The organism is Streptacidiphilus jeojiensis (genome assembly GCF_042510965.1).
In the GTDB taxonomy this organism is placed as follows: domain Bacteria; phylum Actinomycetota; class Actinomycetes; order Streptomycetales; family Streptomycetaceae; genus Streptacidiphilus; species Streptacidiphilus jeojiensis.
The window spans coordinates 211,357-227,643 of record NZ_JBEUKS010000015.1; the positions used below are offsets into that span (position 1 = coordinate 211,357).

Genomic DNA, 16,287 nt, shown 5'->3' on the forward strand with positions numbered 1-16,287 from the left:
ACGTGGCCGTGGCCGTGGCCGTGGCCTTGGCCGGGTCAGCGGTCGGTGGGGGTGTCCCCGCGGAACGCCCCGGCCACCACGGGGACCAGTTGCCGCTCGATCTGCTCGGCGGACAGGGTGGCGAGTTCGGTGCCGATGGGCGCCAGCGCTAGCCAGTTCAGCAGGCCGGCCGCGCACCGGGTACGGAAGATCAGTTCTTCCTCGTCGACTCCGGGAAGGTTGGGTGCCAGCACCCGGACGGCTCCACGGCGGCTCCGGTCGAACTTGTCGTCCAGCCGATCCCACCCCTGGGGCGGATCGATTCCGACGCGCGCCACCGTCCGCATCACGGCCAGGTCCTGGCCTCCGGCTGCCAGTGCGCGCATCATCGGTCGGGCGAACGCCACCGCCACATCATGGAGTGTCGCGGTGGGGGAGAGGGAGTCGAGTTCCCGGATCTTGTCGTCCAGATAGCGCTCCAGCGCGTGCTCGATCGCCGCGTCGCACAGCTTCTTGAGCGACCCGAAGTGGTAGCTCACGGCGGCGACGTTGGCTCCGGCGCGATCAGTGATCTCGCGGAGTGTCACGCCCTCCTGGCCTCGTTGCGCGATCAGCTCCAGGGCGGCCGTCTGGAGGCCGTCCCGTGTGCGCTGGCCGGCCTCCCGGCGCAGGTCTGCCTTCTCCACCCGCATCATACGATGTATTCAATCAGATGTTTGAGTGCATCGTCAATGACTGCCTCGCAGGTCGGGGGTTGAATGGCGGCGCTCGGGGCGGCATGGGTCCGGTCCGTAGGCGTGCCTCGGCGGCCGTGCGGCCACAGAATTCAAACAGTGGCTTGACATCCCGAGCCGGCCGTCCATAAAGTCAAGCGAGCATTTGAATTACCAAGAGCGCGGCAGACGCCGTCGCGACGGATCTCGAACCCTGAGTACCAATCTGGAGGAACACGACATGAAGCTGCTCAGCCGGAAGTCGATCACTGCCGCGACCGCGGTAGCTGTTCTGGGTGGTCTTTCCATCGCCGCGGTGCCGTCACAGGCCGCAAGCTCCGCCGACAGCAGGGCGGCGGTCCGCAGCAACGCGGCCGCCCCGACCCTGACCTCACGCCAACTGGCGGAACTGCCGCTCACCGACCGCCACCTGACCGCGCACGAGAAGGCCAACCTTGCGGTGGTCCTGCGCGACTACTACGTCGCGGAGGGCAACCACCTGGACGTCGCGACGTTCGTCAACAGCTTCACCAAGGACGGCGTCTTCAACGACATGGTCGCCGGCCAGGCCTACCGGGGGAAGGCGCTCGGCAACGTCCTGCCCTACATGAAGGGCCTCTTCTCCAACGTTCACCGTGACCTCAAGCGCATCACCGTGAACGGCGACGAGATCAGCATCGAGCTGTCGATCCAGGGCACGTTCGACGGGCAACTCGTGTCGCCGACAGGCGGCGTCGTCAAGGGCAAGGGCCAGCAGGTCGACGCGCCGACCGCCGACTTCTGGTACCTGAAGAACGGCAAGGTCCAGATGTTCAACTGCTTCGTCGGGTACTCGAAGATGTACCACGACATGGGCGTGGACTTCGACTGGGCCGCGGCGGTCAACAAGCCCTGACCCGTTCGTCGGGCGGGTGGTGCCCGGCGCTGCCGACGGCGCATCACCCGCACCGCTTCCGGGCCGGCTGCGGGTGACCGGGGAAGGTTCGCCTGTCGACGGGAGTTGTCAGGGGCTCGTGTCAGAGTGGGCCCATGCTTGCGATCACCGTGCAGACGGAAGACGGTCAGCGCCACTGCCGGATACCCGCGGCCGAACTCGCTGCGCTGGTCCGGCGGATCGGCACCTCAGGCGACACGTTCCTGGTCGTCGAGCGGATACCGGACCTACCCGGCACCTACATCCAGGTGCTGCACCGGGCCGGGGAGGGCTACACCCTGGAGCACCGTGACGGCGCGCCCGACCGACACTTCCAGGCCGGACTCGCCGGACCCGAGTCGGTGATCGCGGCGATAACCGGCTGGGCCCGGCTGAACGAGGACTGGGATGCCGGGATCGCCTGGCAACTGCTGGACCTGGCGCCGAGTGTTCCGGTGCCCGCGCTGGACTTGGCGGACGGGGAGTTGGACCTGCTCACGGCCCGAGTTCGCGAGGTGATCGCCGGTGGGTACGCCACGCGGGCGGAGCTGGCTGAACTCGCCGAGGAGTACCTCGTCTCGCAGGACCACAGACCCGTATCGCCCGCGCAGGCGACGCTGCTGGCCGACCGGATGTGGATGGAGCGGGTCGAGGAACAGGCCCGTTGGGAGGGGGAGACGGACCCGGAGCGCATAAGCCGTGCCTTCACCGCGCTGGAGGCGGCGGGTATCACCGCCAGGGAGAACTTCACCTGCTGCCGAAACTGCGGACACGCTGAGATCGCTGCCGAGGCCGCGCCGGGTGCGCGCGGCTTCGTCTACTTTCACAGCGAGTGCACGGACGCTGCCGTATCCGGTCACGGCCTGGTGCTTCTGTACGGCGGGTTCGACGGTTCTGCCGAGGCGGCGACGGTGATCGGCCGGGAAGTGGTCGCGGCTGTCGCAGCGACCGGGCTTCCGGTGGAGTGGGACGGCAGTCCCGAGCGGGCCATCACCGTCACTCCACTGAACTGGCGACGCCGCCTTGTCGGCTGACCTGAAGCCCTGAGCGAGGAGGAGACCAGCAAGTGACCCGCATCCAGCACGTGCTCTTCGATGCTGACGGCGTGCTCCAGTCCGTTCCCGGAGGCTGGTACACAGCCATGGAGCCCTACCTCGGAGCTCGGGCCCGCGACTTCCTCCACAAGACGTGGAAGGACGAACTCCCCAGTCTGGCCGGGCAGGGCGACTACATGCCTCTCCTTGCGGCCGCCCTCGTTGAGTACGGTGTCACCACCCCGGTCGAGACCGTCTACAGGAACGTCTGGCACAACATCGCCATCGTCGCGGAGACCTTCGAGATCGTCGATGCACTTCGCCGATGCGGCTACGGCGTCCACCTCGGTACCAATCAAGAGCAACACCGCGCCAGGTACATGCGTACCGCTCTCGGATACGACGACCTCTTCGACGTCAGCTGCTACTCGTGTGAACTCGGTGTCGCAAAGCCGGAAGCAGCCTTCTTCACCGAAGCCGCCCGCCTGATCGGCGCCCCGCCCCAGACCATCCTGTTCATAGACGACAGCGCCGACAACGTCGACGGTGCCCGGGTCGCGGGACTGGCCGCCGACCGGTGGGACCACGGGCAGGGCCAACTCAGCCTCCTCGGCCTGCTCGCCGAACACGGCATCGAACTTCCGTCCGTGCCCGGCCCAGTCGAGAGTCAGTTCTGAATATCAGGCCCAGAACCGAGTGCGGCGGCTCCACTGGGCCGGCTGCCCGTTCTGTTGGCTTCCTATCAGCTGTCGCCGGCGAACTGCCAGGCGTCGATGTCGCGGTAGCGGATGGCTCCCGGGCCGCGGCCGATGTTGCTTCCCACCAGGTGGAGGCGCTCGGTCTGCCAGGGGTGGCCGGTGAAGTGGGCGAGGCTCGCGGCTGCTGGCGGGATGGTGGCCTGCTCGCTCCGGCGGGCCCGGGCCAGCGTCAGGTGGGGGCGCAGCGGGCGCTCCGGAAAGGTGATGCCGCAGGTCCGCACCAGCTTGCGGACGTCGTCGGCGAGCAGGTGGAGGCCTTCGAGTTCACCCTGGATCCCGCTCCACAGCAGGCGCTCGTCGAAGTGTCCGCCGCCGTGCAGGCCCAAGGTCAGGGGTGGGCGAGATGCGGCCAGTCGGGCAAGCACCGGTCGCAGGGTCGGAACGGCCGTCACCGGGAGCTCGCCGAGGAACGCCAGGGTGATGTGCCAGTCCTCGATCCGGTTCCACCGCAGGCTGGGGTACTGCTCGTAGGCGGGCCGCAGGGCATCTGCCAACTCGTCCTTCGCGTCGTCGGGCGGGGCGAGTGCAACGAACACGCGTACGGTTGAGGGCTGCTCGGGACGATCGTTCACCAGGGCTTTCTAACACTCTTCCGTCGCTGCTCCTATCGCTTCGTGATCTAGCTGTGGCTGGTGGGCCCCAGATGGTGCGCACCGGGAGTGCCTGCCCGTCGCTGTCCTGCGGTGGGAGGCACTCCCGGTGGTGTGGCGTGGTGGATCGGTTCTGCGGCGCAGTGCCGGGGCTATCCGCCGAAGGCGATGGCGAACAGGTGCACCGTTCCGGACGCCCCGGTCACCGGGAGTGTCACGGATGCCACTGCCTTGGTGCTGTCCAGCGGTACCTTCACCGAGAAGACGTAGGCCTGCACGGTGTCCTTGGTGCCGTCGGCGGTGTTGCGGTAGGCGGTGGTGATGGCGGTGGTGTCGCCTGCCACCGGCTTCGTGGAGGCGCCGTTGAGCGTCCAGTCGGAGAAGGTCACCGTTGCCGTCGTGGTGGTGCCGTCGGTGTAGGTGACGGTGAGTCGGCCGGGGACGCCGGTTCCGTCCAGGGGTGCGTCGGTCGCGGCGCCGAGCAGGCCGAGGTAGGCGCCGGTGGTGCCGGCGGGTTGCGGGATCGTCTGTCCGGCGACCTCCAGGTTGTCCGGTCGGCCGGTGGCGACCGTCGGCCAGGTGTAGGTGATGCCGTCCGCGCTGACCTTCGTGCCGCTGCCGACTTCGGCCGTGGTCAGCGCGCTCTGTGAGTAGGCCCATCCTTCGTCGTCGAAGCCGCCGGAGAAGTGCGTGCCGTCGGGGTAGATCCCCTCGTTGGACTCGTACGGCCACAGTTCGCCCGGTTGGGCCACCGACACCCGCAGCGTGGCGGCGGCGATCGCGGCGCCGCTGCTGTGGTCGGTGACCGCGAAGGTCACCGCGTAGGCGCCTTCGGTGCTTCCGGCGGTCACTGGAATCTTCGCCTCGGCGCTGCCCGAGGCCGGCACGGTCGTCGAACCCGTGAGGGTGGCGAGTGTGACGCCGGACGGGGCGGTGGCGGTCCAGTCGGCGGTGACCGGTTGGGTGCTGAGGTTGGTCAGCCGCAGGGTGGCGTCGGCCGATCCGCCCGGTGCGACGATCAGCCCGTCGCTGCTGGGGCCGGTGGCCGCGAGCATCCGGCTGCCGCCGATGGTGTCGGAGGGCGGGACCGCGGTGCCCGACGCGGCCCAGCTGGTGTTCGGCACGGTGTTGAGGCTGTAGTCGAGCGTGCCCGCCTTCTCGAACTGACCGAACGTCAGCCACGGGCTGTTCCACTCCTTGCCCTTCACGTCCAGGGCCTGGACGTAGGGGGCGTCGGGTGCCGCCTGCGGGGCGCTGATGGCGGCCTGCTTGCCGTTGCCGAAGGTCACGTTGGCGACGGGGAAGGTCGGGCTGCCCAGGACCAGGGTGTCGGTTCCCGGCGTCTCCGGGTACATCCCGAGCGAGGACCAGACGTACCAGGAACTCATTGCCCCCAGGTCGTCGTTGCCGAACGAGCCGACCGGGGCGTTGAAGTAGAGCTTCTGCTGGGCCTGGCGGACGGCGGCCTGGGCCTTCCAGGGCTGGCCGAGGTAGTCGTACTCCCAGGGGATCTCCAGGCTGGGCTCGTTGCTGAGGTCGGCGTTGGTCCCGCCGGGGTCGGTGATGTTGCTCAGCAGGCTGTCCAGGTAGGACGAGTACGCCGCGTCCCCGCCGCGGACGGTGATCAGCTGCTGGAGGTCGAACGGCACCATGGGCGTGTACTGGGCGGAGGTGCCTTCGACGAAGCCGTTGGAGGTTCCGGGGGTGAAGCTGCCGGCGAACTGGCCGTCCAGGTCCTTGCCCTGGATGTAGCCGGTCTGCGGGTTGAAGACGTTCATCCAGTCCTGGGCGCGGGTGGCGAACTTCTGGTAGTCCGTCGTGTCGCCCAGCGCCTTGGCGTAGGACGCCAGGGCGTAGTCCGCGCTGTCGTACTCGAGTTGGGTGGAGACCGGGCCGTAGAAGTTGCAGCAGCCGTAGTCGGTCTCGTCCAGCGGCAGGTAGCCCTTGGCGTCGCGTACCGACTCGCCGGGACGGTCCTGGTTGGGCGCGGTGGCCTCGTGGACCATCGCGTCCAGGGCGTGCGCGGTGTCGAAGTTGCGTACTCCGAAGGCGTACGCGTCGGCGATGATCGAGGCGCCCGGGTCGCCGACCATCACATAGCTCTCGCCGTTGTTGGAGGCCCACTTGGGCAGCAGGCCGGTCTGGTCGTAGCCGTTGAGCATGGAGGTGACGATGTCGCCGGTCACCTTCGGCTCGACCATGGCGATCAACTGGGTCTGGGAGCGGTAGGTGTCCCAGCCCGAGTAGTTGGCGTACTGCGCCTTCTGGCCCTTGCTGAGCTTGTGGACCTGGTCGTCCATGCCCATGTACTGGCCGTTGTCGTCGGAGTACACATTGGGGTGCAGCAGCGAGTGGTAGAGGGCGGTGTAGAACTGCACCTGCTGGTCGTTGCTGCCGCCGCCGACCTGCACCCGGTTCAGGACGGCGTTCCAGGCGTCGTGGTTGGCCTGCCGCACGGCGTCGAAGTCCCACCCCTTGACCTCGGTGGAGAGGTTCGAGGCGGCGTTGTCGTCGCTGGTGTACGAGATGCCGACGGCCGCCGTCACCGTGGTCGACGCGGAGGTGTCGAAGGTGAGGTACATGCCGTTGGCGCCGGTGACCGGGGCGGAGGAGGCCGTTGCGGTGGGCGAGGGAGCCTTGTCGGTCGGTGGCCGGGTGCCGACGGTCTTGGCGCCGCTGGTCGGGTGGATCTTCGGCGACGGGGTGGCCGGGAGGGTGAAGTGCTGCTGCTTGCGCGGGGTGGTCTGCGGCGCGGCCGGCGTCTGCTGCGGCTGACCGAGGCTGAGCGACGTCGCGTCGGGGTTGATGGTGCTGCCGACCCAGGTGCCGCTCTGGGTGAACGGCTGGTTGAACTTGATGTCGAAGTGCAGGGTGTAGCGGTTGTCCGCGCCGCAGAAGTGGCCGCTGTCGACGGCGCCGCTCACCTCGGTGTCACTGACCACCTTCGCCCGGGTGCCGTCCACCTGGGTGGCCCCGCCGCTCAGCTTGAGCAGCAGGTTGGCCTGTGCACCGGCCGGGAAGGTGAACTTCCCCAGGCCCGCCCGGGTGGTGTCGGTCAGTTCGGTCTTGACGCCGGCGGCGTCGGTCAGGCCGTAGTAGCCGATCCCGGTCTGCTCGTTGGCGTGGCTGAACGTGGCGGTGGTGGTGGAGAGGTTGCCCGTCAGTGCGCCGGTGAGCGGCAGGATCGGGATGTCGCCGGCGACGGGGCAGCCGGGGCCCGATATGTGGGTGAGGCTGTAGCCGGAGATCTTGGTGCTGTTGTACTCGTAGCCGCCGCCGTCGGTGCGGGAGGGCGTGGTGTCCGGGCCCCACTGGATCATGCCGTTGGGCATGTCGGGGCCGGGAAAGGTGTCCACGGCGCCCGAGGTGCCGATCAGTGGGTTGACCAGGGCTGCCGGGTCCGTGACGAGCTGCGGGCCGGATGCGGCACCCGCCACGGCACTGCCGAGGGTCTGGAAGGGGATGACCGCGACGGCCACCAGGGCCACTGCGGTCAGGCGTTGACGGAGTCTGCTGCTGAGACGGGGTGTGTCCGGGTGCCGCCGGGTGGTCATCGGTTGCCTCCGCGTTCCGTGCTTCGCGCATGGGTGTGCCAGGGACAGGTGGCTTCCACGCTCGGCAGCGGCGTCGGACCTGATGATCTGACAACGTTGCCAAGTGGCACGAAGCCTGAGTAGAGCGCGGATGCTGAGTGCATGTCAACCAGGCGTACGTGCGCCTCCGGCGGAGGTCCCGGCCAACCGGGCGGTCCTAGCGGAGGGTCTCCCGGGCCGCGGCGATCGCGCCGCGTAGCAGTCCGGTCAGTCTGCGGTTGCCCTCGGCGGTGATCAGATGGCCCTGCCAGGGGTCCACCGACTGCCAGTCACGGTCGGTCAGGGGAGGGACCGGCTCCCCGGGCTTCAGGTTCTCCGGCAGGGCGGGCAGCCGTACCAGCAGGGTGCGCATGCCCATGGCGACGGCCACGGCGATGCCCTCGTAGCAGAGCACCGGAACGCCGTAGGCGCAGTGCAGGCGCTCCTGGTGGGCCCGGATCGTCCGGGTGGTCAGGGTGGGGGAGTGCAGCCGCTCCCTGGGGGTCAGGTCGGCGAGTCGCCCCTCCAGGTCGGGATGGGTGTGCAGCTGCCACTCGCCCAGGGTCCAGTCCTCGGGGCCGCTCGGCGGACTCGCCTGTTGCCGGAGGAAGTCCAGCAGGGCCGTGTTGGCGGGCAGTTCCGGGACCGTGCGCGGCGGTTCCAGCTCCATGTGGTGGGACGCTACCCGGCTCCCGGTGCGGAGGCCAGGGGTGGCGGGGCATGGGGCCCTGCGCGCCGCGGTGATGACCTGTTTAGGATCGCGGGAACCTTCGACCGGTTGGCGGACACATACAGAGCATGGAACTGAACGACGCTGGTCCCGCCGCTTCGGTCGGACGGATGTCCGACCGGGAGTTGTGGGCGCGGGCCGTCGACGGGGACCGGGAGGCGTTCGGTCGGATCTTCGACCGGCATGCCAAGACGGTCTACAACTACCTGTTCCGGCGGACGGCCGACTGGTCCGAGGCCGAGGACCTCACCTCGACGGTGTTCCTGCATGCCTGGCGACGGAGATCGGAGACGGTGCTCGACCGCGACTCGGCCCTGCCCTGGCTGCTGGGGATCGCCGACGGTCTGCTGTCGAACACCAGGAGGCGGCTGCGCCGGGCCGAGGCGTTGCTGCACCGGCTGGTCTCGCACGACGAGCCGGTGGGCGACCACGCGGACGGGGTCGCCGGTCTGGTCGACGACGAACGCCGGATGTCGGAGATCCACCGGGCGCTGGCCCGACTCCCGCGCCATGAGCGCGAGGTCGTCGAGCTCTGCGTGTGGGCGGGCCTGGACCAGCAGGCGGCCGCGGCGGCGCTGCGCATCGCCGTCGGGACGGTGAAGTCCCGACTGCACCGGGCACGGCGGCGGCTGGGGGCCGACCTCGGCGTGACCGGCGGGTCGGCGGGCCCGCCGGGACCGGCGTCGTTCAGTTCCAGACAATCCGTCAACGCGGGGGAGGTCGCACGATGAATGACAAGCAGGGCATTCCCGCAGCTCCCCCCGATCGTGATCTGCCGAACCATCGGCGGACCCGGGAGGAACTGCTGATGAAGATCGATCCGGATGACCAGCGCGCTTCGATGCACCGCAGGTGGGGACTGCCGGTGGGCATCGCCGCCGGTGTGGCGGCGCTGAGCGTGGCGGCCGTGGCCGTCACCAGCGGCCACGGGGCCGCCAAGCCGGTCACCGCCGTCCCGGCGCTGGGTGCCGGCAGTTCGACGAGCGCCGCGCCGTCACCGAGTGCGACCGCGACATCACCAAGTGCGACCGCTACGCAGGGATCCGTGTCGGGCGGAACCGGCTCGGGGCCGACCGCGGTGCACGAGAGCTCCGGCTCCGGCGCATCCACGGTGATTAGTGCCACGACCACTCCGATCGACGCCGGGACCGTCAGCCAGATCCTGGCCTCCTGCCTGGGCTCGGACGCCTCGCGCTACCACGCGGTGCTCGCCGCCCGCACGCCGATCGCCTCGACGGACTGGGACGGTGCGGTGGTCGCCGTCGACTCGGCCGGCCAGTACGTGCAGTGCGAGACCAAGGGCAGCAAGGGCACCAGCCCGGACGTCCCGCCGACGTTCATCAACAACCGGATGTGGAGCCCCGGCCACCTCATCGAGTTCTTCGACAGCTTCGGCATGTCCGCCGGCCGCGGGAAGTACCTGCTGCTGGGTGCCGGGCACTACGCGTCGAACATCGCCAGGATCACCATCAGCTACGGCACCAGCCCCAAGGAGTACCCGGCGACCATGACCGGCGGCGTGTTCTTCTACTCGGCCGCCCTGTCAGTCGCCGTCACCCCTTCCAGCTCCAGGCCGGTCCCGGGGCCGAGCGCCTACATCCACGCCTACGACGCGTCGGGCAAGGAGATCTACAAGCAGCAGGATTAGCGGCAGGAGTCGGACGGACCGTCAGTCCCGGCGGCGCGGTGCGCTGCCGGGACTGACGGGACTGGCGGGACTGCTGGACGTACTGACGGTGACGGGTGTTGCTGCGTCAGCAGGTGAGGTTGGAGCCCGGGGAGACGCCGAGGATCGCTGCGAACGCCTCGTAGTCGTTGACCCGGTCCTGCATCTCGGCGGTGTTGCCGCCGTTGCACTCGATGCTGCCGTTGATGGCCCAGATGGTCTGGCCGAAGCCGGCGCCGTTGACCATGGCGTTGTGGCCGGTCATGGTGCCGGGGCCGGTGTCGGTCATCCAGTACCACAGCGCGGTCTCCCAGGAGACGGCCGCGTTGGTGGAGACCAGGTTGGGGTTGTCGAGCAGGTCGACGCCCAGCGCGTTGCCGGCCGCCTCGTAGTTGAAGTTCCAGCTGATCTGCAGCGGGCCGCGGCCGTAGTAGGCGTAGGTGCCGGCCGGGCAGCCGTAGGACTCCGCCGCGCAGTAGTTGCCGGACTGGTCGATCTCGTTGATGTAGACCAGACCACCGGTCTCATGGTCGACGTTGGCCAGGAACGCGGCGGCCTCCTGCTTCTGCACGGTGCTGCTGCCGGTGGTGGCGAAGCCGGGGTACTTGCTGAGCGCCGTGACCAGGCCGGTGTAGGTGTAGAAGGAGTTCCGGTTCGGGAACATCTGGCTGAACTGCGCGCTGCTCACGACGAATCCGCCGGTGCCGCCGCCCCCGCTGCTGGGCAGGGTCCAGGTCTGGTTGGAGCTGCCGGCGCAGGACCAGATCTGGACCTGGGTGCCGGAGCCGCCGAACCCGGTGTCGTCCAGGCACTTGCCGGAGTTCGGGTTGAGCAGTGCCCCGTTCGACTGGGGCTGCCAGACCTGGGCGGCGGTCCCGTTGCAGGCGTACAGGTCGACCAGGGTGCCGTTGGCGGTGCCGGCCCCGGCCACGTCCAGGCACATGCCCAGCACCTGCAGGGTGCTGTTCGACGCCACCGTCCACTGCTGGGCGTTGGTGCCGTTGCAGGTGTAGACCTGGACCGGGTTGAAGTTGGCGGTGCTGGCACTGCGGTCGTCCAGGCACAGCCCCTGGTAGCCCGTGATCGGGCCGGTGCCGCCGGCGGCCTGGGCCAGGCTCGCGGCGCTGACCCCGAGGCCGACCAGGAGCACGACGGCTCCGAGCACGGCCATGACGCGACCCCGAAGGGTGCGGATCGGTAAGTTCTTCGAGCGTCTCATCATCCGGTGTGTCCCTCGCTCCATGGCGCGCGGTGTTGGGCCCTGATGGAAGTGCACGATCCCGACCGCGTCGGCGGCCCTGCCGCATGCAGGCGCGTGTCCGCTCACGCGACTGCCAACGCGAGGCGCCGGGTCCGTCCCGGTCAGGGCAGTCCTGTGCCGGGGTGGTCGAACCCGTGGCGCCTCGCGGCGGTTGTGGCCCACGTTCCCGATGCCTGGTCGTGGGATCGTCTGCGTTGCTGAGAATGGTCTAGTCCAACGAAACCGTCAAGACCCCGCGTCGACGCTCACATGCCGGGCCCACTCTGCGGGCTCACTCAGCGGGCCCACGCTGCGGGCTCACTTTCCGATGACGGACTCCACCCAGGCGATGAAGTTGGTCGCGGGGTCGCCGTTGTCGTACTCGGCCTGGGTGTGGGCCATGGCCCACACGGTGGCGAAGTCCACGCTGCGCACGCCGTAGTCCTGCAGCGCCAGCGAGACGTTGATCTCGGTGGTGTTGGCGGTGTCGCCCTGCATGATGCCGGTGCGGATGCGCCAGTGCTGGGCCACCTGCGACTGCCGGTAGCCGTCGAAGGCCGGGGACAGGTAGTACAGCGGGTTGTAGGCGTCCAGCCGCCAGGCGGTGTCCTTGCCGGCGTTGTCGCGCTCGGCGAAGTCGCTGTCGTACCCGGCGGCCCCGTAGGAGGAGTCCCAGTCGGAGTACGCGGCGTACTTGGCCTGGTTGGCCGCGATGACGTCGCGGGTCAGCGGCGCGAAGTGCTTGGGCTGGCTGAGCCCCTGCCCGAAGACGCCGTTCTCGGTCTGCCCGCGCGAGTACCCGTCGAACGCGCCGACCGGCTTGCTCGCGGTCTTCTGGCTGTTGACGAAGCCTTCGAGGCTCAACACCTTGGCGGTGTTGCTGGCGGAGTCGTAGACCGCCCAGGTGCTGTCGGTGTTGAGGTGGGCGAAGTAGTCGGCGACCGTCGCGTAGGTGGTCGAGGTCCCGGTCATGCCCGATCCGGGCGGGCCGCCCTGGGTGGTGTAGGTGTACGGGAACGTGGTGTAGCCCAGGAACTCGTTCAGCGAGGTGGTGATCACCGAGATCAGGTGGTCGTAGTAGCTGCCGGCCTGGTAGACGCCGCTGCTGGACCGGGTCAGCTCCAGCCGCTTGCCGTGCCCGTCGCGCAGGCCCAGGCGGTTGAGGTAGGTGGCCCAGGCGTGCGCGAGGTCCGCCGAGTAGGCGCTGGTCCAGGTGTCGGTGGCGCGGGTGCCGGTGGAGGCGAACTGGCCCATGTTCCACTCGTAGGACAGGTTGGCCTCGTGCAGGCTGGTGATCGGGCACCAGGCCATGACGCCGGCCACGGCGTCGCTGAGGGGCCGGCCGTGGGCGTCCTCCATGGCCGCACCGATCGAGCGCAGGTACGGGAGGTACAGGGCGCTGTCGCCGGACGCGCCGGCCACGGTGTCCTGGGCGCCGCCGCCGCTCATGCCGAACAGGGCGATGCGGTCGGTGCTGCCGGGCAGTGCCTTCCGGTTGTACCGCAGGTACCGGATCGAGGCCTTGAGGTCGGTCACGCCCCAGGGGGCGTCGCCGGTCAGCGTGCTGGTCGAGCTGGACGTGCCGCGCATGCCCGGCCAGACGTAGACCAGCCCGGCCTCCAGGTACTGGGACACGGCCGAGTAGTTGTAGGACGTGGCCGGGGACTGCGCGGAGTAGCCCGGGGTGTTGACCGGGACCACGATCGGCGCGGTGCTCGCGGTGTACCGGCCGACGGCGCCCTTCTGGTTCACCGTGGCGGTGTACGTGGTGCCGTCGCTGTTCTGAGTCGCCGTCAGATAGGCGCCGGGCACGTAGACCGACAGGGTCTCGTAGTTGGTGTCGGCCGGGTTCGCGGCGTACACCGTGCCGATCTGGTAGTAGACGTCGTTGGCCGAGTCGTAGGACCAGGCGGTGGAGTCGAACTCCAGGGAGTACTTGCCGGTCGCGGTCGAGCTGCCCTGCGCGGCCGGGGCACTGGCGAAGGCGGTGCCGGCTCCCTGGGCGATTCCGAGCGCGGCCAGTGCCGCGGCACCTGCGCCGTGGATGACGTTCCTGCGAGTGACGTCCACCCGTGGACCTCCTAGTGCATCGGTGTGCTGTGGGCACGGCCCGACGCCTCCGCTGCGTCAGGACGCGACGGAAGTGGCAGGCGGTGCACCTGATGAGCCGACCGTAGAACGGATAGCTATTGATTTCAATATTGTTGACAATTATGAGAATGATCTGTGAGCAAGTCTTGGATACCGACTTACTCCGAACTGGACCCGGGGCCGGTGACGCCAGATATGCCATCGTGAAGGCGTGACCGAGCAGCCGATCTACCGCCATCTGCGCGCCTACGCCGACCACCTGCGGCCGGAACTGCCGATGTCCCCGCACGTGGAGATCAGTAACGGCCAGATCCTGCTGACGATGAGCCCGGCCGGTGCGCACGGCCTCAACGCCAAGCGCGTCACCACCCAGCTCGACCACCAGCTCCAGGACGGCTTGATCGCCTACATGGCCGATATCGAGCACCCGGGAGCCGCCAAACTGCGTCGCCCGGACGTCGTCGTGGTCGACGAGGACGCGATGGACGTCCCGGGCGCTGTCGATGCCACTGCCGTCCGACTGGCCGTGGAGATCGTCTCTCCCTCGAACCCTGAGAACGACTACGAGGGCAAGCTGCGGGACTATCCGGTCATGGGCATTCCCCACTACCTGATCATCGACCCCCGAGACGGCACTGCCCACCACCACTGGAAGATCGCCACGGAAGACGGCCCCGGCCGGTACTCCGCGCATGTTCCCTACGTCTTCGGTGACAAGATCACCGTCGGTGACTGGGTCATCGACACCGGTGAGCTGCGGCGCTACCCGGAGTCGAAATGACCCCGGGGGAGCTCGTACGCGAGCGCCGTGAACAGCTCGGCTGGTCCCAGGCGCAGCTCGCCAAGGCGGCCGGGACGGGACAGGCCATGATCTCCCGGATCGAATCCGACCGCGTCAGCCCGACTGTCGGCATGCTGACGCGGCTGGCGGAAGTCATGGATGCCCAGCTGTCGTTGACGATGTTTCAGGTCTGATCCGAGGGAGGGCCCGGGTCAGCGGGCTGTTGCGTGCGGGGGCAGGTCGGCGTTCCTGGGGTCGCGGGGTGGGGACTTGGGGGCCGGTGGGTCCGGCTGGTAGAAGATGTCGATGTCGACCTCCTCGCCGCCGACGATCAGGGTGTCCCAGGGGCCGCTCTCGCGCAGGGTGCGCAGCGTTCCGCTCTGCAGCGTGTCCAGGTGGGTCCGCAGGGTCGCCTCGTCGGGCAGGCCGGACATCCGGGGGGCCAGCCGTGCTCCCACCTCCTGGAGCTGCTGCAGCAGGGCGTCGATGTCGGCCTCTCGGGTCTCCTCGGCCCCGTCCGCGGCCTCGGCCTTGAGGCTGCGGGCGATCTGGTCCTTGATGGCGTAGGTGACCCCCTGGTCGTCGGTGGTCACCATGGCGTTCCAGGCGCGGCTCTTGTGCCGGTACTGGAGGACCGACATCGCGGCCTCGTGGCGGAGGAAGTCCGCGTCGCGGAACCGGTTGCCGCGCCAGGCGCTCTTGAGCGAGCGGGAGAGTGAGATCGCCGACGCCAGACCGCTGTTGAGGCCGCGGCCGGGCCAGAAGTGGATCGCGTTCGCGGCGTCGCCCAGCAGGAAGCCGTAGGTGCCGGGGTTGTCGGCCGTCGGCGGGAACACCCGGGAGGTGAAGCGCGGGCGCTGCACCATGTCCAGGCGGAAGGCGGTGACCGCGGAGAGGTCGGCCTCGGGGACGTCGAAGAACTTCAGCCCCTCGCGCACCTGCTTCCACAGCGCGGACCCCTTGATCAGGGCGGGGAGGAAGAGAGTGCTGTGGGTCGAGCAGTGGAAGTCCCCGTACTCGTCACGGGCCATGACGCAGGGGCGCGAGGCGATGCACTCCTCGAAGACCTGGCGGACCGGGTCGATGCCGACGACCTCCTTGGCCTCGGTGTCCGTCAGCCGCATGTTCAGGAAGCCCTCGCCGCGCAGCGAGTTGAGCAGGAAGCGGTTCTGCGCCACGGTCAGCAGCACGCTCATCGGGTCCGGCAGGCGGGACTTCACCTTCAGGCCCAGGACCACGTCCTGGACGTGCTCGCCGTTGAGCGAGTAGATGTTGGCGTCGGCCGTGCCGAACTTGTCGCTGAAGTGCTCACGGGTGCGGGAGCGACCGCCCTCGCAGATCGCCAGGACATGCTGGTCGGTGAGGGTGCGCTGCTTCTGGGTGATGTCGAACCGGGCCGGGACGAGGCGGATGCGGTCCTGCTTCTCGTTGGCTATCTCCAGCAGCCGGTCCTCGATCTCGGCGATGCGGATGTTGCGCGGGGGAAAGCCCTTGATGGAGTCGGGGCCCGCCGGCCACATCTCGGAGAACTCCTCGGGGCTGAAGAGACGTTCCTGCACCTCCTCCGGGAGGTTCAGGTACTGACGGCTCTGCACCGTCACCACCTGCTGGCGCCTGACGTTGCCCTGGGCCTCGGTCTTCCAGACGACCTTGGCGCCGTCCCTGGTCCAGCGTCCGTCGTAGACCGTGATCGCCGCCCGCGGCCCCATCGCGCTCTCCAACAGCAGCGCGAAGGCCAGGCCGACCGGGCCGCCGCCGGTGACGGTCACCCGCAGCGTGTCCGGGTCGGCGGCCCGGGGCAGCGCCGAGGCCTCCTTAACGGAGAGGTCCAGCAGCGTCTCCATGGCGTCGGTCAGCTCGAACGCGAAGGTCTCCTCGCCGATCCTGATCACGTCGTTGGGCCGCAGCACCCGACGGGTCACCTCCTCCCCGTTGACCTCCGTGCCGTTGCTGCTGTTGCGGTCGTAGAGGACGAAGCCGCCGTCCTCGGGCACGATCTCGGCGTGCAGCCGGGAGGCGATGGGGCTGACGATGACGATGTCGCTGTCGCTCTTGCGACCGAAGGTGACCGGCGCGGTGCCGAGGGGGATGCGCTGCCCGGCGAATGGGCCCTTCTGCCCGACGATGACGGGTGGCAACCGACGCTCCTTCTGTGTGGATCAGCGGGCCGGCACCGGCATGCGGTGGTGAGGGGTCCTCAAAAGCCCACCTCAGCCGCCG

14 protein-coding genes are annotated in these 16,287 nt (G+C 68.9%); 7 read left to right on the forward strand and 7 right to left on the reverse strand.

Features of this window, described 5'->3' with window-relative positions; all coding sequences use genetic code 11:
- Window positions 1–35 precede the first annotated feature (35 nt).
- A complete protein-coding gene (locus tag ABUW04_RS33450) occupies window positions 36–671 on the reverse strand; it encodes a TetR family transcriptional regulator (RefSeq protein WP_380568241.1) in 636 nt (211 codons plus the stop codon).
- A 262-nt stretch (window positions 672–933) separates the two neighbouring features.
- On the opposite strand from ABUW04_RS33450, the gene ABUW04_RS33455 reads away from it, so the two are divergent.
- The 3 genes from ABUW04_RS33455 to ABUW04_RS33465 all read left to right on the forward strand — a co-directional run bounded on the left by ABUW04_RS33455 (window position 934) and on the right by ABUW04_RS33465 (window position 3,316).
- The gene (locus ABUW04_RS33455) at window positions 934–1,587 is read left to right on the forward strand and encodes a nuclear transport factor 2 family protein (protein WP_380568216.1); all 654 of its coding nucleotides are present in this window, start codon (window positions 934–936) and stop codon (window positions 1,585–1,587) included.
- Window positions 1,588–1,721: 134 nt separating this feature from the next.
- Window positions 1,722–2,639 (forward strand): DUF6891 domain-containing protein, encoded by a 918-nt coding sequence (locus tag ABUW04_RS33460; protein ID WP_380568217.1) that lies wholly within the window; start codon window positions 1,722–1,724, stop codon window positions 2,637–2,639.
- A 32-nt stretch (window positions 2,640–2,671) separates the two neighbouring features.
- A complete protein-coding gene (locus tag ABUW04_RS33465; protein WP_380568218.1) occupies window positions 2,672–3,316 on the forward strand; it encodes an HAD family hydrolase in 645 nt (214 codons plus the stop codon).
- 65 nt (window positions 3,317–3,381) lie between these two features.
- Here the strand turns inward: ABUW04_RS33465 and thpR are convergent, their stop codons facing one another.
- From thpR to ABUW04_RS33480, 3 genes are all read right to left on the reverse strand, one after another.
- Window positions 3,382–3,969, reverse strand: a complete 588-nt coding sequence (gene thpR, locus ABUW04_RS33470; RefSeq protein WP_380568219.1) for an RNA 2',3'-cyclic phosphodiesterase — start codon at window positions 3,967–3,969, stop codon at window positions 3,382–3,384.
- Window positions 3,970–4,139: 170 nt separating this feature from the next.
- The gene (locus ABUW04_RS33475; RefSeq protein ID WP_380568220.1) at window positions 4,140–7,541 is read right to left on the reverse strand and encodes a GH92 family glycosyl hydrolase; all 3,402 of its coding nucleotides are present in this window, start codon (window positions 7,539–7,541) and stop codon (window positions 4,140–4,142) included.
- 196 nt (window positions 7,542–7,737) lie between these two features.
- On the reverse strand, window positions 7,738–8,229 hold the full coding sequence (locus tag ABUW04_RS33480; RefSeq protein ID WP_380568221.1) for a hypothetical protein: 492 nt from the start codon (window positions 8,227–8,229) through the stop codon (window positions 7,738–7,740).
- A gap of 128 nt (window positions 8,230–8,357) precedes the next feature.
- Here ABUW04_RS33480 and ABUW04_RS33485 point away from each other — a divergent pair, with 128 nt between their 5' ends.
- Entirely contained in the window at window positions 8,358–9,020 is a 663-nt protein-coding gene (locus ABUW04_RS33485) for an RNA polymerase sigma factor (RefSeq protein WP_380568222.1), read from the forward strand.
- Window positions 9,021–9,097: 77 nt separating this feature from the next.
- A complete protein-coding gene (locus ABUW04_RS33490; RefSeq protein ID WP_380568223.1) occupies window positions 9,098–9,937 on the forward strand; it encodes a hypothetical protein in 840 nt (279 codons plus the stop codon).
- Between the two features lie 106 nt (window positions 9,938–10,043).
- Here the strand turns inward: ABUW04_RS33490 and ABUW04_RS33495 are convergent, their stop codons facing one another.
- On the reverse strand, window positions 10,044–11,126 hold the full coding sequence (locus ABUW04_RS33495) for a glycoside hydrolase family 19 protein (RefSeq protein WP_037595965.1): 1,083 nt from the start codon (window positions 11,124–11,126) through the stop codon (window positions 10,044–10,046).
- Between the two features lie 387 nt (window positions 11,127–11,513).
- Entirely contained in the window at window positions 11,514–13,265 is a 1,752-nt protein-coding gene (locus tag ABUW04_RS33500; protein ID WP_380568224.1) for an esterase, read from the reverse strand.
- Window positions 13,266–13,497: 232 nt separating this feature from the next.
- On the opposite strand from ABUW04_RS33500, the gene ABUW04_RS33505 reads away from it, so the two are divergent.
- Together ABUW04_RS33505 and ABUW04_RS33510 are read left to right on the forward strand one after the other, a co-directional pair.
- Window positions 13,498–14,067, forward strand: a complete 570-nt coding sequence (locus ABUW04_RS33505) for a Uma2 family endonuclease (protein WP_380568225.1) — start codon at window positions 13,498–13,500, stop codon at window positions 14,065–14,067.
- Window positions 14,064–14,261, forward strand: coding sequence for a helix-turn-helix domain-containing protein (locus tag ABUW04_RS33510; RefSeq protein WP_037595963.1), 198 nt, complete (start codon window positions 14,064–14,066; stop codon window positions 14,259–14,261). Before ABUW04_RS33505 ends, ABUW04_RS33510 begins: the two co-directional genes overlap by 4 nt.
- 18 nt (window positions 14,262–14,279) lie before the next feature.
- Here the strand turns inward: ABUW04_RS33510 and ABUW04_RS33515 are convergent, their stop codons facing one another.
- Entirely contained in the window at window positions 14,280–16,205 is a 1,926-nt protein-coding gene (locus tag ABUW04_RS33515) for an FHA domain-containing protein (protein WP_380568226.1), read from the reverse strand.
- Window positions 16,206–16,287: the final 82 nt, after the last annotated feature.